At 38.9% G+C, this 21,222-nt stretch carries 18 protein-coding genes; 10 read left to right on the top strand and 8 right to left on the bottom strand.

Annotated features, from left to right (window positions below):
• Positions 1 to 127: 127 nt before the first annotated feature.
• The 3 genes from OA91_RS02635 to OA91_RS02625 are packed head-to-tail and all read right to left on the bottom strand — an operon-like array spanning position 128 to position 5,607.
• Entirely contained in the window at positions 128 to 2,455 is a 2,328-nt protein-coding gene (locus OA91_RS02635; RefSeq protein ID WP_063337040.1) for a DNA polymerase II, read from the bottom strand.
• A 3-nt stretch (positions 2,456 to 2,458) separates the two neighbouring features.
• Positions 2,459 to 4,924, bottom strand: a complete 2,466-nt coding sequence (locus OA91_RS02630) for an ABC transporter permease (protein ID WP_063337039.1) — start codon at positions 4,922 to 4,924, stop codon at positions 2,459 to 2,461.
• Positions 4,921 to 5,607, bottom strand: a complete 687-nt coding sequence (locus OA91_RS02625; RefSeq protein WP_046017216.1) for an ABC transporter ATP-binding protein — start codon at positions 5,605 to 5,607, stop codon at positions 4,921 to 4,923. The genes OA91_RS02630 and OA91_RS02625 overlap by 4 nt, the downstream gene beginning before the upstream one ends.
• A gap of 35 nt (positions 5,608 to 5,642) precedes the next feature.
• On the opposite strand from OA91_RS02625, the gene OA91_RS02620 reads away from it, so the two are divergent.
• The 3 genes from OA91_RS02620 to OA91_RS02610 all read left to right on the top strand — a co-directional run bounded on the left by OA91_RS02620 (position 5,643) and on the right by OA91_RS02610 (position 8,043).
• Positions 5,643 to 6,257 carry an arylesterase gene (locus tag OA91_RS02620; RefSeq protein WP_157203777.1) on the top strand — a complete coding sequence of 205 codons (615 nt, stop codon included), beginning with the start codon at positions 5,643 to 5,645 and terminating at the stop codon, positions 6,255 to 6,257.
• A gap of 9 nt (positions 6,258 to 6,266) precedes the next feature.
• Complete coding sequence (locus tag OA91_RS02615) at positions 6,267 to 7,196, top strand: D-2-hydroxyacid dehydrogenase (RefSeq protein ID WP_063337037.1); 930 nt, start codon at positions 6,267 to 6,269, stop codon at positions 7,194 to 7,196.
• A 121-nt stretch (positions 7,197 to 7,317) separates the two neighbouring features.
• Complete coding sequence (locus tag OA91_RS02610; RefSeq protein ID WP_063337036.1) at positions 7,318 to 8,043, top strand: pseudouridine synthase; 726 nt, start codon at positions 7,318 to 7,320, stop codon at positions 8,041 to 8,043.
• Positions 8,044 to 8,067: 24 nt separating this feature from the next.
• Here the strand turns inward: OA91_RS02610 and OA91_RS02605 are convergent, their stop codons facing one another.
• Positions 8,068 to 8,571 carry a GNAT family N-acetyltransferase gene (locus OA91_RS02605; RefSeq protein WP_063337035.1) on the bottom strand — a complete coding sequence of 168 codons (504 nt, stop codon included), beginning with the start codon at positions 8,569 to 8,571 and terminating at the stop codon, positions 8,068 to 8,070.
• A 215-nt stretch (positions 8,572 to 8,786) separates the two neighbouring features.
• Between OA91_RS02605 and OA91_RS02600 the strand changes: the two genes are divergently transcribed.
• The 7 genes from OA91_RS02600 to OA91_RS02570 all read left to right on the top strand — a co-directional run bounded on the left by OA91_RS02600 (position 8,787) and on the right by OA91_RS02570 (position 16,473).
• Positions 8,787 to 9,134 carry a hypothetical protein gene (locus OA91_RS02600; RefSeq protein ID WP_046017211.1) on the top strand — a complete coding sequence of 116 codons (348 nt, stop codon included), beginning with the start codon at positions 8,787 to 8,789 and terminating at the stop codon, positions 9,132 to 9,134.
• 208 nt (positions 9,135 to 9,342) lie between these two features.
• Entirely contained in the window at positions 9,343 to 10,350 is a 1,008-nt protein-coding gene (locus tag OA91_RS02595) for a GGDEF domain-containing protein (RefSeq protein ID WP_063337034.1), read from the top strand.
• A gap of 54 nt (positions 10,351 to 10,404) precedes the next feature.
• On the top strand, positions 10,405 to 10,800 hold the full coding sequence (locus OA91_RS02590; protein WP_063337033.1) for an acyl-CoA thioesterase: 396 nt from the start codon (positions 10,405 to 10,407) through the stop codon (positions 10,798 to 10,800).
• Positions 10,801 to 11,175: 375 nt separating this feature from the next.
• Entirely contained in the window at positions 11,176 to 12,366 is a 1,191-nt protein-coding gene (locus OA91_RS02585) for a thiamine pyrophosphate-dependent dehydrogenase E1 component subunit alpha (RefSeq protein ID WP_046017208.1), read from the top strand.
• Positions 12,359 to 13,336 carry an alpha-ketoacid dehydrogenase subunit beta gene (locus OA91_RS02580; RefSeq protein ID WP_063337032.1) on the top strand — a complete coding sequence of 326 codons (978 nt, stop codon included), beginning with the start codon at positions 12,359 to 12,361 and terminating at the stop codon, positions 13,334 to 13,336. The genes OA91_RS02585 and OA91_RS02580 overlap by 8 nt, the downstream gene beginning before the upstream one ends.
• 21 nt (positions 13,337 to 13,357) lie before the next feature.
• Complete coding sequence (locus OA91_RS02575; RefSeq protein WP_063337031.1) at positions 13,358 to 14,617, top strand: 2-oxo acid dehydrogenase subunit E2; 1,260 nt, start codon at positions 13,358 to 13,360, stop codon at positions 14,615 to 14,617.
• A 20-nt stretch (positions 14,618 to 14,637) separates the two neighbouring features.
• Positions 14,638 to 16,473 (top strand): protein kinase domain-containing protein, encoded by a 1,836-nt coding sequence (locus tag OA91_RS02570; protein WP_063337030.1) that lies wholly within the window; start codon positions 14,638 to 14,640, stop codon positions 16,471 to 16,473.
• A gap of 7 nt (positions 16,474 to 16,480) precedes the next feature.
• Here the strand turns inward: OA91_RS02570 and OA91_RS02565 are convergent, their stop codons facing one another.
• The 4 genes from OA91_RS02565 to OA91_RS02550 all read right to left on the bottom strand — a co-directional run bounded on the left by OA91_RS02565 (position 16,481) and on the right by OA91_RS02550 (position 21,202).
• Positions 16,481 to 17,371: a hypothetical protein gene (locus tag OA91_RS02565; protein WP_157203776.1), complete on the bottom strand. Its 891-nt coding sequence runs from the start codon at positions 17,369 to 17,371 to the stop codon at positions 16,481 to 16,483.
• Between the two features lie 170 nt (positions 17,372 to 17,541).
• On the bottom strand, positions 17,542 to 18,495 hold the full coding sequence (locus OA91_RS02560; RefSeq protein WP_063337028.1) for a hypothetical protein: 954 nt from the start codon (positions 18,493 to 18,495) through the stop codon (positions 17,542 to 17,544).
• 62 nt (positions 18,496 to 18,557) lie between these two features.
• Positions 18,558 to 19,643 carry a hypothetical protein gene (locus OA91_RS02555; RefSeq protein ID WP_063337027.1) on the bottom strand — a complete coding sequence of 362 codons (1,086 nt, stop codon included), beginning with the start codon at positions 19,641 to 19,643 and terminating at the stop codon, positions 18,558 to 18,560.
• Positions 19,640 to 21,202 carry a hypothetical protein gene (locus tag OA91_RS02550; RefSeq protein WP_063337026.1) on the bottom strand — a complete coding sequence of 521 codons (1,563 nt, stop codon included), beginning with the start codon at positions 21,200 to 21,202 and terminating at the stop codon, positions 19,640 to 19,642. Before OA91_RS02550 ends, OA91_RS02555 begins: the two co-directional genes overlap by 4 nt.
• Positions 21,203 to 21,222: the final 20 nt, after the last annotated feature.

The raw sequence follows: 21,222 nt of genomic DNA, 5'->3' as shown, positions 1-21,222 counted from the left end.
ACCAAGTTATTACCTTCAATGCAATCTATCTCAGTTTTAAAGCGTTAATCAATCTTTTTATCAAGATTAAGACAAATAACGCTCTCATATCTTGCATAACTAAATAGCATATTTTTAAAAAATCAGATTACAACAAACCCAACTGAGGCGTTGTTAAGCTCGCCAAGTCAGTTCCAAACAAAGATAATACACTGTCAGCAATAGGTTCTATTTGCTTTTCTAAATAATGGTCATAATCAATATTATCTAAGTCCCCTTCCTCAGCAAATGGCTGCACGCCCTGAACAGAGTAATAATATTGCACACTTTGACGACCTAATGAAAATTCGGGCTTAACCCCTAATTGTATTCGCCTCTGATCTGCAATCTTAGCCGCCCTTACATGTGGAGGTGTCACTTTAGTATATTCACATAGAGGTCTTGAAAGGCGCTTTTGATAGACAAGCTGATTATCGTACTTACCTTGATAAAGCTCTTCTACAACTTGTTTAACAAATGATACAGGAGATTCATCATTAAAAATTCGCTTAAATAAAGCTTTCTGAAAATAACGAGCAAATGGCGTCCAATCACTTCTTACGGCTTCTAGCCCTTTAAAGATAAGCTCATCATTAGCAAGACCTGCATATCGCTTTTTACTACCTTCAACCTGCCCTCTAATCGTCGGCATAAAAAATCTTTCATAGGTTCTTTCAAACTCTAGCTCTAGGTAGCAGTCAATTTGATAATTCTCCCTGCAGAACAATACCCACTTCTGATTTATTTCTTTACAGAGCACATCTCCCTTAAACTTTACTTCTGTTGAAGATAAATTTTCATTATCAAAAGTAATAAACAATGAATCAGTATCACCATATATTACCTTGGCATTTGCTTGCTCGAACCACTTGCGAGTTTGATTTAGAATCTCGTGCCCACGCATAGTAATAGAACTTGCAAGCTCAGGGTGATAAAAACGACATAAGTTTGAACCTAAAACCCCATAAAACGAATTCATGATAATTTTGATGGCATAACTTAGTATATCGTTGTCAGTTGCTTTTGCTTCTTCCCTTGCTGAAGATAGCTCACTGATTAAGTTAGGCAATATGGGGGCATCTTTCGAATAACTTGCACCAAGAAACCCCTCCACCCTTTCGCCTGATTGCTTAACCCTAGCTAAAGGATCGACCAAAAAAGTGCGAATAATACTGGGATATAGGCTTTTAAAATCAAATACCAATACATTTTTATACAAGCCAGGCACGGATGACATAACAAAGCCACCAGGGCTTGCAATAAATGGGTCTTTTGAATAATTAGGCGCAGCTCGTCCCTGTTGATGTAACAGAGGAAGGTATTGATTTTCAAACGCTTGTACCGAACCACCAGTTTGAGAAAATGGGATACCAGTTAAATCGACGCGTGTTTGCTGTAACTCGATTAAATTTAGTTTTTTGAAAATCCCCAAGACTAAGCGACAGTCTTGCAAGTTGTATTCAATGAAACTCTCTTGATCTTCTTGATGCAGCCTCTCTATTTCTTGCCAGCGCTGACTACCATGAATCAATTTCCCGTCATCTAAAATCTCACGACTAACATTTTCAAGGCTATAAGAATCAAAGTGATAACCAGCCACTTTCAGGAGATCAATACCATCTAACACTGCTCGCCCGGGAATACGAATAAAACGCCTTGAAGAACCTTCTTTTCCACGCATATTCCAATTCTGGCCATCAACACCAAAACCTGGCTTTAAACCATAAAAGTGACATCTTTGATCAATAAAATTTAAATCAAACCCAACAAGATTCCAGCCAATGATAATGTCGGGTGAATATTGCTTTTGAAAACGCATAAACTCGAGTAACAAAGTTTTTTCATCACTACAAGGAAAGACCCTTTCATCATCAAAGCTTCGATCTGAAACGATAAAGCAGGCTTCATATTCTTCACAAACAATAGCAATCGATAGAATGCAATTACGTGAGACTGAGGTTTCGATATCTAATGACCAAATAAGCCAGTTCGGTTCATATCTACTAGGTAAAAGGCGCGCTTGAGTTAAAGTTTTTTTATCCTCTGATAAATATCCAAGCATTTTTACTTTTCCCTTAATACCTCGTTCCATGATGTATCTGTCTTCTGGTCTTACATCATGCTCATAATAAGGGAAACCATTTTTTTCAAGTAATAGAGTAACCTGGGATTGAACCAGTAAGCTTTCACAAGAAATAAGATAAAGAGGCTCTTCTGAAAATGATAAATAAGATTTCTGTATAATTTTTATGCAAGGAAGCCCTTCTAACAAGGGCAAGGCAAGAACAGATACAAAAAAAATGCATTGCTGCTTTTCTGGAATCACTTTCAAACAAACTGCATCAGTTTTAACCCAAAATGCGGTTTCTATTTTATTAGCTACATCCTTACTCTGGCGAGTAAGGATGTAGCCATTAATTTCAGTTAACTCAGACATAGCTTATAGGGCTTGCAACATTCTCATAGGCGCCACTTTTAGCACAGTTCTCCCCGCAAACAAACCGATACTTGTCACTATTATAAATCCAAGTAATGGCCCAAGCAGCCATAAGATAGGGTGAAAACTTGCACTCAGTTCAAATAAGTACACCTGCAACCCGAACAAACAAGCTTCCGCGGCCATTGCCGCAATAATGCCAGCAAATATGCCTAAAAACCCAAACTCTATCAGCATTGCCTGACGAATTAAGCTCTTACTTGCACCCAAAGTGCGTAATAAGGCGCCTTCTTCTAACCTTTCATCCAAACTTGCTCTAATACTTGCTACTAGTACTAAAGCACCTGAAGCAACAATAAAGCCCAACAACAACTGAATTGCTTGAGAAACTTGCGCAATAATTAATTGTATCTGCCCTATCAAATCACCCACATTCAATAGAGAGACAGTTGGATAATTTGCCATTCCTTTGTAAAACGCCTGCTTACTTTCATCAGTCACATGCACACTAGTAATATAATTCGCTGGAAAATCGGATAAAATCGTTTTAGGTAGAATAAGATAAAAGTTTGGCCTCATACTCCCCCAATCAACCTTACGTATAGAGGTGACTTTTTGACTGTACTCACGCCCTCCAATAAAGAGCGTTATTTCATCACCAAGTTTCACCCCTGCCTCTTCAGCTGCGGTTGATTCAATAGAGAAACCATCTTCTAGAGGGTTAAATACACCTTCGAGTATCGTATTGTCTTCACCAATTACATCAGTCCAAGTTAAATTAAGTTCTCTAGATAACATTTCGGGTCTTTCCTCTTTTTTACCATAGAGGTCAGTAACCTTTTCTTGATTCACTTTAGTAACCCGCCCAAGTACCATTGGGTACCAGTCAGACTCTTCAATTTCAAGACCTGTCATCATTGATTGCAAAGGCTCAACATCTTGCTGCTGAATATTAAATAAATAATGATTCGCCGCACCTTCAGGAAGCTGAGACTGCCAGTCTGAAATCAAATTACTTCTAACACCCGTTAAAATAAGTACGAGCATGATAATGAGAGTAAAAATCAAAAGTTGAAATAAGTTAGACTGCAGCCTTCTATGAAGAGCTGCCAAACCAATTTGCCAACCACTGGTTGCGCCAGTTGTCAATTTCCGACCTAACTTGAATAGAATAAAACCAATAACACCAACCAAAGCAGACACTAATAAGATACTCAATACCATGAGGCTTGGTAACAAAATGCCTTGGGTGTATATTACCATCAAAGCAAACATACCCACGAAACCACAGGCATATAACAGCGCTGTTTTTCCCTCAATTCGCCCCATTGGTTGCAGCACACTTAAAGGTGAGACACCTAATAAGCGCACCATTAATGGCAAACAAAAAGCAACTAATGATGTTAAACCTGTTACAACGCCAAGACACATTTTCTCAAAACCGGGTTCAGGTAACGCAGTCGATAACAATGCCTCTAGAGAAAGTGCTATAAATGCTTGAACGCTCCAACCTAAAAGAAGGCCAACGATAGAACCCAAGACTAAAATACAAATCAGTTGCCAAATTAAAATTGAGGCTACTTTTTTAGGTGTCGCGCCCAAAGTTTTCATCACAGCAACTTGCGCTAAATGCCTTTTTACATAGCGATTTGATGCCAATGCCATAGCAACACCAGCCATAACCACTGCCAAAGTGCCTGCAAGCAATAGAAAAGACTCAGCCCTATCAATTGTTGCACCTATACCTCTGCCACCCGCTCTTGGGCTACGCCATTCTTGGTTATCACTTAGTTTTGGCGTAATCCATTCTTCCATTTCATCTAACTGACTTTCTATACCAGCCATAAGCAACGCATAACGAACTCTACTACCTGGCTGGATAACTTCTGTTTTATCGAGATCTTGCCAATTAATGACCACTCTTGGTGCAATAGCAAATGCACTAGCCGTTGAACCTGGATCTCGTACAAGGTAAGCCGTTACCACAAAGTCAGCTTCACCTATTTGAATGCTATTCCCTATTTCAACATCAATTAAGCTTGCTAAACGAGAAGATACCCAAACTTCACCTGTGTTAGGGCCTGCATCCGTCGCCTTTCCTGTACCAAATAGAGTGCTATCAATTAGATACTCACCTCTTAACGGATAAGCTTCAGTTACAGCACTTACTTGAGATAGCTGTAAACCAGATTCAGTAAACACCATGGTCGAAAACCAAGCCCTGTTTGCTACTTCTAGCCCTTTAGACTCAGCTTCTTCTTCCCATTGAATAGGTAAAACCTCAGGACTTCGTACGACCCTATCAGCTGCCAGCAAGGTAGCTGATTGCAATTCAAAAGAACTTTGTAATCTATCTATGAATAAGCTAATACCAGTAACTGTCGCGACTGATAACACAAGGGCAAGCGCTAACGTCAGCACATCGCCATTTCTTAACTCTCTTAATAAAAGTCTCAGCGCTAAATTCATGACGCCTCGCTTAAGCGACCAGCGCTCATAGAAAGTTGACGCTGACAACGCTTAGCAAGGGTTGCATCATGGGTTACCATAACCAAAGTTGTTCCGAGAGACTCATTAAGATCAAAGATCAGATCACTGATGACTTTGCCTGTTTCAGCATCTAAATTACCCGTTGGTTCATCTGCAAAAAGTATTTTTGGAGCAGAAGCAAATGCCCTAGCAATAGCAACACGTTGCTGCTCTCCTCCTGAAAGTTGCCTCGGATAATGATTTAAACGATGAGACAAACCAACTTGCTCTAAAAAACCAAGTGCTTTTTCCTTAGCTTGATTATCACCACTAAGCTCTGCAGGTAGCATGACATTTTCAAGCGCGGTTAAGCTTGGTAATAAATGAAAAGACTGAAAGACAAAACCCACATATTGTCCTCTTAATTGTGCCCTTTCTTCTTCATCAAGCTTAGATAAAGCCTTATCATAAATGTAAGCTTCGCCACCTGAACACACATCTAATCCTGCAATTAATCCAAGTAAAGTTGATTTACCCGATCCAGAAGCGCCAACAATTGCAACAGACTCACCCTCCTTGATTTCCATATCAATACCTTTCAATATGGATAGTTCACCAGCACTGGTTGCAACACTATGAATTAAATTATCGGTTCTGATGGCAATTGCTTGTGGATCATTCATAAATAAAACTTACTCTTCAATTATTGGCGATTATGATGTTTAAACTGTTACGAATATTTCTTTTAACACTTATCTCTCTTTTCTTACCCTACACTCAGGCATCAACCGTTCTAGTACTTGGAGACAGTCTTAGTGCTGCCTACCAACTCCCTGTCGAAAGTGGTTGGGTACACCTGTTAGAACAAGAAGTTAACCAACAGGGTAAAAGCATTAACATTATTAACGCAAGTATCAGTGGTGAAACAACCCAAGGCGGTGCAGCAAGGTTAACCTCTTTACTTCAAGAACAACCAAAGCTCGTTATTCTGGAGCTCGGCGCTAACGATGCACTACGCGGTTACCCTTTAAAAACCACCAAAAGCAATCTTATAAAGATGATTCAAGCCAGCAAACTTGCGGGTGCGAAGGTTCTATTAATTGGCAATCAAATACCACCAAACTATGGTCGTCGCTATTCAACTGCCTTTTTTCAACTATATCAGGACATTGCTAAACAAGAAGAGGTTTCACTTGTTCCCTTTATGCTAGATAATATCGCGCTAAATCAAGACCTTATGCTTAATGATGGCCTTCACCCAAATGCTCAAGGGCAAACGTTCGTATTAGAAAACATTATGCCTAAAGTCTTGCCACTTCTTGAATTAAAATAAGGAAATACTATGAAAGCTGTTTTTTTAGACCGCGGTAGTTTCCCCGACAGCATCAACTTTGATTATCCAGCAACACTAGAGACTGTTCGTGAATACCCAAGTACAGAGAAAAACCAAGTGCTCGAACGTATTCAGGGTTTTGATATCGTGCTTTCTAATAAAGTCCAACTTAGCGCTGATATTTTAGCTCAAGCCAGCAGTGTTAAGCTTATCCTTGTCACAGCCACTGGAACAAATAATGTAGACCTTGAGTACTGCCAACAAAATAATATCTTAGTTAAAAATGTTACTGGGTATTCAATTAATAGCGTACCTGAACATACATTTAGCCTCCTTCTGGCACTTAAACGTAATCTCATTGCCTATAGCCAAGCAACAAAGAATGGAGATTGGGAGAAATCTGATCACTTTTGTTTTCATGACTTTCCTATCACAGACCTAGCTGGCTCCAATTTAGTCATTTTTGGTAAAGGTGCACTTGGTAACCAAGTTGCAAAGATTGCAGAAGCGTTTGGTATGAAAACGTTTTTCAGTGAAAGAAAACATGCACACGAAGTGAGAGAAGGCTATATCGCATTTGATACCGCTCTAGAAATTGCGGATGTCATCAGTTTCCATTGTCCTCTTACTGATGATAATAAGCACATGATTGATAATGACGCTTTTAGCAAAATGAAAGCAAATTGCGTACTAATTAATACAGGAAGGGGTGGATTAGTAGACGAAGCCGCATTAGCAAGGGCTATTAAAACCAAACAAATTGCTGGCGCTGGGTTTGATGTCGCAAGTGTAGAACCCATGCCGTCCTCTCACCTATTGCAAGACCTGAGTAAAGAAGAAAACTTTATTCTGACCCCACATGTAGCTTGGGCAAGTCATGACTCAATGCAAACATTAGCTAATACCAGTATGCAGCAATTGTCAGACTTTATGAGCTAATATCTAACTCATCAAATCGCCTAACGTGTATTTATCTATTGATGATTGCACCAAACAATACATAAAGGCTTATTATTAAACTGATAAGCCTTTATTTCGATCTACATTAATTTATTAAAACATGCATTTAGATATCCTATACCAAGATGATCACCTTGTTGTCATCAATAAACCTTCTGGTTTACTCGTTCACCGCACTCAACTTGCTAGCCAAGAAACTGATGCCGTTGTACAAAGGCTAAATAATCAACTTGGTAAATGGGTTTACCCTGTTCATAGGCTTGATAGAGGTACATCGGGTGCGCTTGTGCTTACTTTTTGCGCTGAGACAGCTCGCCACCTCTCTAAACAGTTTAGCCAAGCAAAGGTAGACAAGAACTACCTTTGTATTGTTAGAGGTCACCCAGAAGACACTGGCATTATTGATTACCCTTTGGCGAAATTAAATGAAAACAAAGGCCAATCTCGCTTTAAAATAGAAGGTACAGAAAAAGAGGCTATCACGAACTTTTCTTGCCTCAATCGGTTTACCTTAAATCACCCTGTAAGCAAGTACAGCACCACTCGCTGCGCCTTATTGGAAGTCAAAACTGAGCAAGGTAGAAAACACCAGATACGAAGACACTTTAAGCATATAAGGTTTCCGCTAATAGGTGATACTCGTTATGGCTGTCGCCACCATAACAAACTCTTTAGAGGTTTAGGCCGAGCCCAAAGATTGATGTTACATGCCAAGTCACTCAGCTTTATTCATCCTGTTAGCTTAAACTCAATTAGTTGTGAAGCACCGTTACCAGTAAGTTTTAGCGATTTTATTCAGTATTTAGCCGACGAAAGTATCAGCTGACACTTAACAAATATAGACAGAAGTTTAACCTTCAATCGACCACACATATTCACTGGTTTCTTGATTCACATCCCCTATTAGAATAGGTTTTGAGGGACGCTTAGTTACCTTAAAACCCGTTTTCAATAAGAGTTTGTTGCTTGCCAAATTAGACTTTAGTGTTGTGGCATATATTTCTTCTATTCCAGATGAAGCCCAATAGGCAACAAGTCGTTTAAGGATATAGCTTGCTATGCCTTTTCCTATCCAAGCTTGATCCATACGATAAACAACCTCAACAACTTTCCTGTGTTCTTCTATGAAGTAGAGGTTAAATCGACCAATCAGTACTCCTGAGTTTGAATAAACCAAGTAGTACTTATGATCTCTTTGATTCTCTATTTGCTGACGTATGAAACCTTGATCCAATTTATCTAAATAAGAGCTGGGTAGATAATTTAAAAACCAGTCTTTGTTTTCTTGTTCAAAAGCTAAAATTTTTAATACATCCTGAGTGCTGGCCGTTCTTGTATAAAAAAGAGACTTCATAGTGATAACTCGAAAATAAAAGGAGTCCCTTATTACCTTGTTTGAAAAATGACATATCAAAATTAATCTAATGTCTTTTGTGTGACTCCTGTCACTTTCATTTTAGGCAGACTGAGGAAAGTTTTCGAATTAATGAGCAAAATAACTTTAAACAGCCATGATTCCCTCAAAGAGGATGTTATAATGCCAAGCAGAATTTTTAGATTAAGAGCAAGATGAAAAAGCGCAACCTCGTATACTCCACAGATCAAACTCAAATGTGTCCTGACTGTAACCAACATCAAAATGTGTGTATTTGTAAAGATGAAAACGCTTTAGTTGGTGACGGTAACGTAAAAATCACCCTTGATACAAAAGGCCGTAAAGGTAAAGGCGTTTCTGTTATCACAGGTTTAGCTTTAACCGAAAAAGACTTAAAAAGCCTAGCAAAAGAGCTAAAAAACCTATGTGGTACTGGTGGTTCGGTAAAAAACAATCAAATCGAAATCCAGGGAGATCATAGGGATAAACTAATTTTAGCCTTAGAAAAGAAGAAGATACGAGCAAAAAAAGCAGGTGGCTAAGTTTTACTAAACCCTACTCTAATTTTACTTAAAACTACTAAAGCTTTTACATGTTTAGTCGATAAACTAGTCGTGATTTATTTCAAAGCAAACGATAAAAATGCTGTTTCAGTAAGAATAAATGAACAGCAACTCACTTAACTGTTTTATTTTTTCGATTTCACCAGGACGGAAATTCGACAATGTATACCTAAGAGGAAACGCTTAAATGCATCAAGACAATCCAATACAAGCGTCACGTTTGCTGCGGAAAGCTGTACCCTTGATGGTAAAATTAAACATTCCTCCAACACCTTATAACTATGGTGTCTGGTACCATTATGTTTCCAACCGTGACTCTCAATTAAATACAATTGTCGATCAAACTATTCGCAAACTGGGTAATATTCCTCATTTCTTAGCAAAGGAGTTCTTCCACGAATTTGTTGCTGATGACGATAAAAAGTTTGATGATGACAAAAAGAATCAAATTGAAAAAATTATTAATACAGTGGGTTCAAGCTCCAAACAAATGGAAAATAGCATCAAGGATTTAAACTTGGTGCTTAGCAATAGCAAGAAAGTTCTCAAATCAAGCTCAGGTAATAAGCAACTAGAAAAGGTCGTGTCATATCTTGAAAAGGGTACAGAAAAAGCCTCACAAGAATCTGAAAAATTCTTAGCTAAGCTTGAAGAAGCGCAAACTGAAATGGCAGAGCTAAAACAAGCCCTTGCAGAAGCTAAGAGTGAAGTAGAACTTGACCCAATTACAAAACTTGCTAATCAAAAAGGACTTGAAAGGCATTTATTCTCTTGGCTCCCAGCAGCAGAAGATGACTTATCCCTTTTCATTTTAGACATTGATCATCTAGATAAAATCAATAAAGACCATGGTAAACAAGTTGGAAATCAGCTAATTCGTTTCTTAGCAAATTACTTAAAAAGTAAGAAGCTTGAAAACGCTTTGATTGCCAGACTCTATGGTGGTACTTTCGCTATCTTGATGAATGAAGCAAGTATGAGTTTTAGTAGCCAATATGCTGAGACATTAAGAGCGAATATTGAAGGTCAGATTCTAAGACATAAAGAAACCAAAAAAGTGCTATGTCGCTTCACAGTATCCATTGGCGTTGCAACAACAATTGGTGAAGAAAACGCCGATCATCTAATGGATAGGGCCAAAAAATACTTAACTGAAGCGAAAAAAATGGGAAGAAACAGCACCGTTTCTCATTAACCCTCCAAATTACAAACTTTATAGTAAACTTTATACTTAAACCAAGGATGCCCTATGCCTGAATTACACTCGATTAATTTTGAAGTAAGAGACTATGAATGTGATATGCAAGGTATAGTAAACAACTCGGTTTACCAGAATTATATCGAACACGCTCGACACAAATTCTTACTCGCTAACAATGTTGATTTTGCTGAAATTACCAAGCAAGGAATTCACTTAGTTGTTATGAGAGCAGAGCTCGATTTTAAAAAGCCTCTAACCAGTGGTGATGAGTTCATTGTCACAACTAAGGCTGAACGCCAGTCAAAATTCAAGTTCGACTTTCATCAAGAAATCATCAGAACCAGTGACAAAAAGGTAATTTTGAAGGCAAAAATCATTGCAGCTTCAATCACTGACAAAGGAAAACCAGTTATTTTCTCTGGACTTGATCAGGCACTTATATAAAAAGTTTATTTTTCACGACTGAATTAGGTTTATTTATCATCAAAAAGCCAAGATTTTTCAAGATCGCATTCAGTCGTAATTATATAAATATCCAATATCAAGTTTTCTTTTTTTCACAAAAACGCCCTCCAACCGCCTTCTTGAACCAATTTCCTAACAAAAAAGTTTATAAAGCTTAATCAGTTGCGCCTTAAGGGTCTATATTTAAAACTGATAATACTGCAACACTCTTTTACATAATCTTCTTCAGTATGATCTTTACATAACTAGTGTTTCGGTATTAAAGTCACGGGGTAAGTTTTTGGCGATCCCAAAAATCTTACCCATGCTACCGACACAATCGTTAGTCATAAAATAAAAACAAGAAGGTCAACTATGAGTGATAAACGCAAGACAGATGCGCAGATCGTGCATTGCCCTGAATTTTCAGAAAACTCATCCTTGAATATACCAACCTTACGTATACTTCAAGATGACGGAACCCTCTACCCTAATGCTGCTATGCCTGATATTGACCAGACACTAGCACTTAAAATCTACGATACTTTTCTTTTTATTCGTGCTTTAGACGAGCGTATGCTGGCGTCTCAACGTCAAGGTCGTATTAGCTTTTATATGACTGAAACAGGCGAAGAAGCGGCCGATATTGGCAGTACAGCAGCGCTTAAAGACGATGACATGATCATGGCTCAATACCGTGAGCAAGGCGCTCTCGCTTTTCGTGGCTTTGAACCTGATGAATTTATGAACCAAATCTTCTCTAATGAAAAGGACTACGGCAAAGGGCGACAAATGCCCATTCATTATGGTTCTAATAAACTTCATTACATGACCGTTTCGTCACCTCTAGCAACTCAGTTACCACAGGCGACAGGCTACGCTTACGCCCTGAAAGCGCAAGATAAACCAAACTGTGTGATTTGTTATTTTGGCGATGGCGCAGCCTCAGAAGGTGATTTCCATGCCGCGCTAAACATGGCAGGTGTTTTAAAAACACCTTCAATTTTCTTCTGTCGAAACAATGGTTATGCCATTTCAACACCCGCTCATGAACAGTTTGCCGGTGATGGTATAGCGCCAAGAGGTGTTGCCCTCGGCCTTAAAACAATTCGAGTTGATGGCAATGATGTATTGGCGGTTTTAAAAGCGACACAAGAAGCTCGTAAGCTTGCCGTTGAACATCATCAACCTGTTTTGATTGAAGCGATGACCTACCGATTAGGCGCTCATTCAAGTTCAGATGATCCAAGTGGGTATCGCAATAAATCCGAAGAAGATACTTGGCGTTCTAAATGTCCAGTTTCTCGATTTAAGCATTGGTTAATACATCAAGGTTGGTGGGATGAAGAGCAAGAATTAGCGCGTAAAGAAACCCATAGAACCAGTGTTGTACAAGCAATGAAAAAAGGGGAAAAAGTACCTGCCCCAGCTCTAAAAGAATTATTTACAGATGTATATGACAGCTTGCCTTGGCATTTAGAAGAACAGCACAAGGCACTAGAGCAACATATCCGAAAATATCCGGATGCATATAAAACAACATCTTGGAGATTCGACGATGAGTAAAATTAACTTATTACAGGCAATCAATAATGCTTTAGATATTGCCATGACAAGCAATGAGAAAACCCTTTGTTTTGGTGAAGATGTAGGTCATTTTGGCGGCGTGTTCAGAGCGACCAGCCAACTACAAGAAAAACATGGTAAACACCGTTGTTTTAACACCCCTTTAACAGAACAAGGCATTATAGGCTTTGCAAATGGTGTGGCATCTCAAGGTATGACAGCGATTGCCGAAATACAATTTGCTGATTATATATTCCCCGCATTCGATCAAATTGTGAATGAAGCAGCTAAATTTAGATATCGTTCTGGTAATGAGTTTAATGTAGGTAGCCTGACCATACGTACCCCATATGGTGGTGGTATAAATGGTGGTCTTTACCACTCACAATCCCCTGAAGCATACTTTACCCATACCCCAGGGTTAAAAGTGGTTGTTCCCCGCAATCCAGAACAGGCGAAAGGTTTATTGCTTGCCTCAATTCGTGATGATAACCCTGTCATATTTTTTGAGCCTAAAAAGCTCTATCGAGCTTCAACGGGTGAAGTGCCAGATCATGATTATGAAATCCCTCTCGGTAAAGGCGAAATAGTTAAGGAAGGCTCAGATATCAGTCTACTTGCGTGGGGAGCGCAAATGGAAGCCATTGAAAAAGCCGCTGAAATGGCAGAAAAAGACGGTATTTCCTGTGAAATTATCGACTTACGCACCCTACTACCTTGGGATCGTGATCTTGTATCTGCATCAGTAAAAAAAACTGGTCGGTTTATCATTAACCACGAAGCACCTAAAACCAGTGGCTTTGGTGCAGAGATTGCCGCCGCAATTCAAGAAGAATGCTTTTTATACCTAGAAAGCCCTATTGTCAGAGTGGCAGGCTTAGATACCCCATTTCCACTAGCGTTAGAAAAAGAATATATGCCAGATCATCTGAAGACCTATGAAGCAATTAAAGCCAGCCTAAACTACTAACCCGTTATCAGGAGACCCATAATGAAAATTGATTTTATTCTACCGGATATCGGTGAAGGTATTGTTGAATGCGAACTTGTCGATTGGCACATAAGTGAAGGTATGGCAGTCACAGAAGATCAGTCTGTAGCAGATGTTATGACTGACAAAGCTTTAGTAGAAATCACTTCTATGTACACAGGCACCATTAGCAAGCTTTATTATGCAAAAGGTGAAATTGCCAAAGTACATCAACCCTTATTTGAAATTGAAGTTGCAGATGATGAATCAACATCAGTAGAAACCAATGAGCAAGTCGTAGAAGCGCCTGCTATGGTCGCTAATTCAGATATCAATACTCTAGAGCCTCAAACAGTGCCAGATTCAGAGACTCAAATCAGCGCACTTGCAAATACAGGTAAAGCCATTGCCAGCCCTGCGGTGAGACGCTTAGCAAGAGAAAACAATATTGAGATCAGCCAAGTAGTTGGTTCTGGCAAAAACGGTCGAGTCATGAAACAAGACCTATTTAATAATATGCAAGAGCCAGCACAATTAGATAACCCACAAACACTGTCTACAGTGCCTGATAGTAAAACAAACAGAACTGAAGCTATTAAGGGCGTAAAAGCGGTTATGGCAAAACAAATGATGGAATCAGTGAGTACGATTCCTCATTTTACTTACGCAGAAGAAATCGATGTCACCAAACTAGATTCTCTTCGCCAGGAGCTTAAAGCTAGCTTTGCAGATCAAGGCGCCAAGCTTAGCATGATGCCATTCCTCATGAAGGCATTAGCACTTAGCCTACCTCATTTCCCTGAGCTCAATAGTCGAGTCAATGAGTCTTGTACTGAAATAACCTACCTTAACGCAGTTAACATAGGCATGGCGGCCGACACACCATTAGGCTTACTCGTACCTAATGTAAAAAATGTTGAGTCTCTTTCTTTGTTTGAAGTTTGCCAAGAAGTGAACCGCCTTGCTGACATGGCTCGCCAAGGTAAGCTCAAAAACAATGAGATGAAAGGTGGCACTATTACCATTTCCAACATTGGCGTAATTGGCGGCACAGTTGCGACACCAATTATAAGTAAACCTGAAGTAGCAATCGTTGCCCTAGGCAAGATTCAAACCCTACCAAGGTTTAATGAAAAAGGTGAAGTAGAAGCTCGTAAGATAATGCAGATCAGCTGGTCAGGCGATCACAGAGTAATTGACGGTGCCACTATGGCTCGTTTCTGTAATCACTGGAAAGCTTATCTTGAAAACCCAGTAACTATGCTTTCCCACTTACGTTAAGCAAACAAGAATAAGCATCTATGACGCGCCCCTTGCTACAACAGTTTTATATTAACGAAGAACAATCAATTTATTTGATGAGCCATGAAGATGCTCAGAAGATAAAAGACTGGGTTCAATTATGTATTGATCAGTTAAAATTGCTTGGTTTTACAGGTATAGAATTTATTGGCAAAGGGGCCTATGGTTTTGTTTTTGGTGGACAAGCGAATGATGGCTCTGATTACGTATTTAAGTTTTCAAGAATCAACTTACCTCAGCATATTCAAGACAGGTTAGAAGATGAAGCATGGATGCAGTCGCAGGTCATGCATCCGCTTATTCCTGCCGTCAGTGAATACACAAAAATATCGAGACAATCTGTACTCATGATGGAAAGAGCGCCAGGTCTGGACCTTGAGGCCTACTCAGTCATGCACGGTCGATTATCCCCCAGATTAGTTGTCAAAATTGCAGCGCAATTAATCGATATTCTTAAAAGCCTGCGTAATGCCACCCAAGATAAGGTTGAAACCCCCATTGTCCATGGTGATATTAAACCTTCCAATATCGTTTTTGACGAAAACACAGAAACCATCAAGCTAATTGACTGGGGTTCAAGTGTTTTCGCACAAACTGATACTACAGGCCAAGCAATTGGCCACCAGCAGTTCAGCTTTTTAAGTGAAGACTTGCAACAAACCAATGCAAAATTAGGTGATGTATATTTTATAGGTGAAGAGCAATTAAATGGTGGCTTAAGTTCACCAAGATTTGATGAACAAGGTGCTGCTGGAACTCTGTATGCTTTAGCCTCTGGGCAAAGTTGCCGCTATGGCTATGATGCTATCCCAGTTACGTCACTAGGCTTACCTAAAGAGTTTGCAGTGTGTTTACAAACCCTACTCTCGGGCGACAGAAAACAAAGACAAACTGCTGGTGATTATTTATTCCGACAAATCGACAACATGAAACGTCTTGTGATGCCGGAATTACCTCAAGAAGAAGAAAAGCCACTCATTCCTATATGGAGCTTCAATGAAGCAACTGATATGGAAACCGTTGTTTACAGCTCAAGAAAGAGCTTTTTAAAAGAAGGTAATATTGATCATTACTTACTCGCCGAAGTAGATGATGTTGAACTTGAAAAGTATTACAAGAATTTCATGCATGGCATGGGACATACTGAGCGAGCATTCTTAGGTGCCATTAGCCGATTAGGCAAATACCCTGTCGTGGGTGGCCTAGCTCTTAGATGGGATGAAGAGCACCTTTATATCGATTCCAGCTTACATTTAAAAGATAACGCGTTAAGGCTCCCTTTTGTCACAGCCGTTAACAATATTGTGGCGCTTGCAAGAACAATCCACAGAGATGGTGTCTTTAAATGCTGCATGTTTAACGCTAAAAACACTCAGCATATCAATCGTGTTGATGAAGAAGCCGCTTTTATTCCTGACAATAGAATGAGCATACCATTTGACGTGACTCACACGCCTTTTAGTGAAGACCACAGCCGGAACCACTCTTATTTTGAAGACGGTCAGGACCCAGATGAATTACTTAATTTACCAGAGTCCATTATGCGAGAAATTGCTTACTTAAATACGATAAGACACACGGGGCTTATTATTTTTGAGGCTTTACCGACTCACCTTAAAGTACATAGTTATTATGTCTTATTAGAGCCTGAGCAAGAACAAGCGTTTGCCGCAGCACTATCTCGCATTGTTGATGCCATACCAGAAATTAAAGGGTTAGGTGTATCCGGTTTTATGAAAATGCCTTATAAAAATACGCGAGAATTCACCTTAAATGAATGCGCTGAAGAAAAGTTCTACCCTAGAAACCCAAAACAAGCATTAGCAATCAACTAACCCTCTTCTAAAGCGTTATACCAACAAACTTAATGAATTCAGCCGTTGATGATAAAGCCAACTGTTGGGCTAAGAAGAAGCATAAACAAGTAACCACAAAGATTAATAATACTAATGTCATCACAATGCGAGTATTCGAAACACCTAAGCATTGCAGAATAGTAAGGGCCTCTCTCTTAGTATTCAGTAACAATTTCAGCGCCATCAAATAAATCGCAAAACTAATGGATATAAGAATAAAAAAGAATGCCGCTTTAAAATAATTAATGCGAGCAAAAATAAGACGGGATTCTTGCGTCAGCGCTTTTTGATTAATCAATTGATAATCATTAGCCAAACCCAGTGTTAAAGCGCTACTTGCAACATGCTTAACAAGCGCTATATCTTGTTCATTCAAACCATTAAATTCGATCTGATTGTAGCTAAGCTTTCCATCAGCATTATCCTCACGCTTATTGTTTGAAAATAGCTTTTGTAAATCAACTAAACTCATGACGACAATGGGTTCACTGCCTAAAAAGCCAAAATCTAATTTCATCTGCTGATTAAAATTAGCTGATGACTTAGTCAAAGGGTTAAAGATGCTTTTTATCTGATAGTTTCCCGCATCAAGCTGGTTAAATACGACTGCACTTAAAATGATTGAACCAGATTGGTAGCTCCTAAGATCACTCTCTGAGTTAAATTTATTAATAAGGTAATCCGTTTCATAAGCAAGAAGTTTGACGCCTTTTAGAACGTCTTTCTTACCAGCTTCAAATAATAAAACAGACTGAGTAGAGATACGGTAGGAACGATTAAGATGTTTGAGTTCAGGTGCATTATAAACTTCTTCTAGTAATCCTGAGGTTGATACTAGTTGTAGATCACCAAACACACCAAAGTAGCTTTTGTGCATATGCTTTTCAAAAGCATCTACCAAGTTTTGAGTAATGAAAAAGCTATAAAATACAATTATCAGTATTAGGGGCAAACTCAAAAGAGCTAAACGGATAAATTTTGATTGCCCCCTGCTTAAAATTTTAAGCAACTGAATTGAATGTTCTAGCACCAGCTTTATCCTTATCGTTAAAAGCTATCTACTTTTTGACCTAAGGTACTGGTAAATATCTTCTTCAAAACAGTTCCAGTTGCAGCGGCGATAAAGTAAGGGTTCCTATCCCATCTAAAGGTCGGTATTTCCCTGGTAGCAACTCGGACAGTACCGTGCTCTGCTTCATTCACCATGAGAATAATATACATGCGCATCACGTGAAGCACCCCTTTACGGTCAGGTAGAAAAGAGGTCGCAAAGATTGAATGCAGCGGATATGGCTGGATGAGCCCTTGTCGTGAATAAGGAACAAACGCATGTTTTAACGACATCCCCTTTCCTAATTGAATTTTTTCGGATTTATCGCCCGCATACCAAGTCACTTCTTTACCTGCAAACTGAGGCACATATTGAATGGCTATATCAATGTAAGCTTGTTTAGCTACATCATCTAAATTTAGCCTTTCATTATCTATCTCAATAGATTCGTCTGATATTTCAATTAGATTATCATCTAAATCAATATCTGAACCGATATCATCTTCATCAAACTCTTCATCAATAAGCTCAATTTCTGCCCCTGAATTATCAATTTGTGTTGAAGCCAACTGATTACTGGCATCAATACGCGTTTTTATAATACTTGTTAAAGAGACAACAACATTATCTAACGTTTTACCCACCTCTTTTTCTTGAATTGCAAACTGAGGTAGCAGCTTGGGGTTGGCGGTACGAATGTTAGCAACTAGATCCAGTCCAGATAGTAGAATCTGCATATTGCGGATTTCATTGTTATAGCCTTTTTTAATCATTTTACGTGTCTTTTTAAGTCGCTTAGAGCCAGGAACAAACTCTTTTGCGACGAGCATATTAAATGACCCTCGAATATTATTTACAAACTCAGCAATCGCTATATTATTCGCAGCATAAGCTGATTGAGTAAATAACAACACAAGGCAAAGACTCATGCTTATTAGATATTTACGCATTCACAAGGCTCCTAAAATACTGATTTAATATCATGACAACATACGTACCTTTTATAAGACTTTTATTGTTTAAAACAACGAAACGTCATATTTCTAGAGCTATAACTATTTGACACTATTGTGTAACGCTCTGTGTTCCAGTTAAAAGCCAGAAAGGTATTTGCCATATCATCATCTTCTAGTTCTAATCTGTCTTCTTCTCGATAAAATGGCTCGTCGATATCTTCATAATCAACTGCCGCAATGATCTCTTCATAGGCATTGCCAGCCGGTCGATTAATTTGTAAATCACGGCGAGCAAATTCAAAAACATAGGGTGACGACAAACGTAAATCGTTTTCATAACAGTAATTACTTGCCTGCTCTAAACTAACATCTGTCACTGCAATGGACGTTGAACCTGATCCAAACATCTCATTCACGCTCACAGGGTAGCTCATGATTTGAAATTCACGACCACCACTACTCTCGCTAAAAGGTACTTCAACAAAAGAAAAACGGTTAGCTTGAGTCACCTGCCCTCTTAAGGGAAGTTCTGATTTAGCGACGCCCAATACTTGACCAGACTTACTTAAGGCACTGACTTTAAGGTCTAGAGTCTCTTCCTTTTCTTCAGCCAATATATATAGCACCAAGTCAGATACCTCAGCTGTCTCGCCAAAGTCACCGTCAGACGTTGCAAAGAAAGGGTCCAATTCCTGTTTTAGGATTTTTCCTAATACTTGATCGACTTCTTCCTCTTGCGCTCTCAAGCTAAGTAAGGGGTTGGAAACAATGTATTGCTCAGATGCTGTAATAACGTCATTACGATAGCTGCCTCCACCACTTACCTCTAAAGCAACATCTAACTCACCATAAGCATTAGCCATACGAGTACTAGCTTGAGCAAATGCTTGCTCTATTAGTCTCTCAATTAATGTATCTAGCTTACTAAAAGAACTATTCTTTTCTAAAAAGCGCTGCCCTTTAGAGTCAAAGAAATAAGCTTCGTAATCTAGCTCCTCTTCTTCCTCATCAAACAGGTCCACATATAAGTCCTGCTCAAAGCTCTGCTCTAAACTTGTCTCAGCGGATGTATCTTCCGTATCTTGACTTGCACAACCAAGAAGTAGGCTTGAAATAAGGCTTAAATAGATCAATTTATTCATAATAAAATTATCTTATTGTTCTGCATGTATTGTTTAATTTTGGCTTTATTTGCCTTAGTTGTTTTTGTTTCTTTACTCACTAGCGTTAACATTTGCTTAGATGGGGTAAAGAATAAATTTGTAACGAATCCATTTAAATCGACACTGAACTGATAGAGCGCATTGCCTGCTTTCGATATCTCAACCTCACCCGCTTTTGTTAATTTGGCAGTTAAAGAAATGGGTTCTGTACCATTAATCAAAAAGATACGTTTTAGCTTAATATTATTACGACTCATCCAGCTTGCGAGATACCATAAGCCTTCATAACCATAATAATCTTCTTTAGAAACAAAAATGGTTTCTGGCCCCAGCTTTATGATGCCATTACGAATATCTTGATCCCAACCTATGTCTTTTTTGCCATTGATGGTTTGTATTTTCTTCAGTTCAACTAAGCGCTGGCCTTTTGCCACAGCAAGCACACCTATGTGTTTTTCAAGTGCAGTAGAAGATTGCTTAGGATCAAATACGTTTGTTTGCGCACTGACTTTCACTTGAATCAAGTTTTTACGTTTACCTGTTTCTTTATAGCTAACCTCTAACGTTTTCTCTTGATCAGCATTCGACCATAGATACAGGTTTGTTAAGGTTTCACCCTTAAAAGATAACTCCTTAGGTTCTAACGGCGTACTCTTAAGCAACCGCGCGAATTCAGACAAGGCTGCGTCTTCTAAATGACTTAATACGCCTTCTTGCTGTCTATAGCTGAAATGCACCAAGGTATCTTGATGGTAAGTTAGCTTAAGCACTGAGCGATCTTGACGTGAAAACTTATTAGGTGACGCCAACGTAATCTGGCTGTCTATACGATAATCTAGCTCATTTACAGACAAGCTTTTGCCACTCAAACTATCTTGATATCGAGCTCTTGTCACCTTCACATTGACTAGGTATAAAGATTCACTATCTACCAAAAAGAAGTTTTTCTTATAAGCTTGAGCAAACACTTGAGAAAGGTCATAAACAGGCAAAGATGTCAGACCATTCTGTTTTCGCTTAATACCTTTTATTGCTTTTTCAAGGTTCCTTTGTTCTTGCTTTAATTTACCCAGTTCACTATTTAATTTCGCTTTTTTATTTACGTCTTTTTCATTATTTACTTGGGTTGATAGAGCACTTAGCTCTTGATCTAATTCATTAAGCTCATTCGTTAAATCTGCTTGTCTTTCAACACCATTTTGATCAATAAAAGCTTTCTTTAAATTCTGATAATTCTGCTGTTTCTGAACTGATTGAAACAATGGCTGAAAAGCCTTGATACCTTGCTTGAGCTGTAGGCTATTTTTCGACTCTAACAAGGTTAGGACCGTAGTCTGCGTACCAGGCTTAGCATAAGTTAACTGACGTTGAGCGCTATTTCTCACCTGATAATTGATACTTGAATAATGATCAATGCTTTCACTAAGCCCTTGGCTAGCAAGGCTTGCCGCGTTAGCCTTTATACATAAACTCGCCATAAGCGTCGTTAAAATGGCGCTAAAGCAACGACTTTTTAATCGATAGTTAAAGCTAAGCATTACGCTCTCCTTTAAAGTTA

Origin of the sequence: Marinomonas sp. SBI8L, from assembly GCF_001624705.1 — a bacterium.
Taxonomy (GTDB): domain Bacteria; phylum Pseudomonadota; class Gammaproteobacteria; order Pseudomonadales; family Marinomonadaceae; genus Marinomonas.
Note: the sequence above shows the minus strand (reverse complement) of the source record. Positions and strands in the feature narration are given on the sequence as shown.

Excerpts from the sequence above, each read along its gene's own strand:
- OA91_RS02635 (WP_063337040.1), bottom strand. The coding sequence starts at position 2,455 with ATGTCTGAGTTAACTGAAATTAATGGCTACATCCTTACTCGCCAGAGT.
- OA91_RS02630 (WP_063337039.1), bottom strand. The coding sequence starts at position 4,924 with ATGAATTTAGCGCTGAGACTTTTATTAAGAGAGTTAAGAAATGGCGAT.
- OA91_RS02625 (WP_046017216.1), bottom strand. The coding sequence starts at position 5,607 with ATGAATGATCCACAAGCAATTGCCATCAGAACCGATAATTTAATTCAT.
- OA91_RS02620 (WP_157203777.1), top strand. The coding sequence starts at position 5,643 with ATGTTTAAACTGTTACGAATATTTCTTTTAACACTTATCTCTCTTTTC.
- OA91_RS02615 (WP_063337037.1), top strand. The coding sequence starts at position 6,267 with ATGAAAGCTGTTTTTTTAGACCGCGGTAGTTTCCCCGACAGCATCAAC.
- OA91_RS02610 (WP_063337036.1), top strand. The coding sequence starts at position 7,318 with ATGCATTTAGATATCCTATACCAAGATGATCACCTTGTTGTCATCAAT.
- OA91_RS02605 (WP_063337035.1), bottom strand. The coding sequence starts at position 8,571 with ATGAAGTCTCTTTTTTATACAAGAACGGCCAGCACTCAGGATGTATTA.
- OA91_RS02600 (WP_046017211.1), top strand. The coding sequence starts at position 8,787 with ATGAAAAAGCGCAACCTCGTATACTCCACAGATCAAACTCAAATGTGT.
- OA91_RS02595 (WP_063337034.1), top strand. The coding sequence starts at position 9,343 with ATGCATCAAGACAATCCAATACAAGCGTCACGTTTGCTGCGGAAAGCT.
- OA91_RS02590 (WP_063337033.1), top strand. The coding sequence starts at position 10,405 with ATGCCTGAATTACACTCGATTAATTTTGAAGTAAGAGACTATGAATGT.
- OA91_RS02585 (WP_046017208.1), top strand. The coding sequence starts at position 11,176 with ATGAGTGATAAACGCAAGACAGATGCGCAGATCGTGCATTGCCCTGAA.
- OA91_RS02580 (WP_063337032.1), top strand. The coding sequence starts at position 12,359 with ATGAGTAAAATTAACTTATTACAGGCAATCAATAATGCTTTAGATATT.
- OA91_RS02575 (WP_063337031.1), top strand. The coding sequence starts at position 13,358 with ATGAAAATTGATTTTATTCTACCGGATATCGGTGAAGGTATTGTTGAA.
- OA91_RS02570 (WP_063337030.1), top strand. The coding sequence starts at position 14,638 with ATGACGCGCCCCTTGCTACAACAGTTTTATATTAACGAAGAACAATCA.
- OA91_RS02565 (WP_157203776.1), bottom strand. The coding sequence starts at position 17,371 with ATGCACAAAAGCTACTTTGGTGTGTTTGGTGATCTACAACTAGTATCA.
- OA91_RS02560 (WP_063337028.1), bottom strand. The coding sequence starts at position 18,495 with ATGCGTAAATATCTAATAAGCATGAGTCTTTGCCTTGTGTTGTTATTT.
- OA91_RS02555 (WP_063337027.1), bottom strand. The coding sequence starts at position 19,643 with ATGAATAAATTGATCTATTTAAGCCTTATTTCAAGCCTACTTCTTGGT.
- OA91_RS02550 (WP_063337026.1), bottom strand. The coding sequence starts at position 21,202 with ATGCTTAGCTTTAACTATCGATTAAAAAGTCGTTGCTTTAGCGCCATT.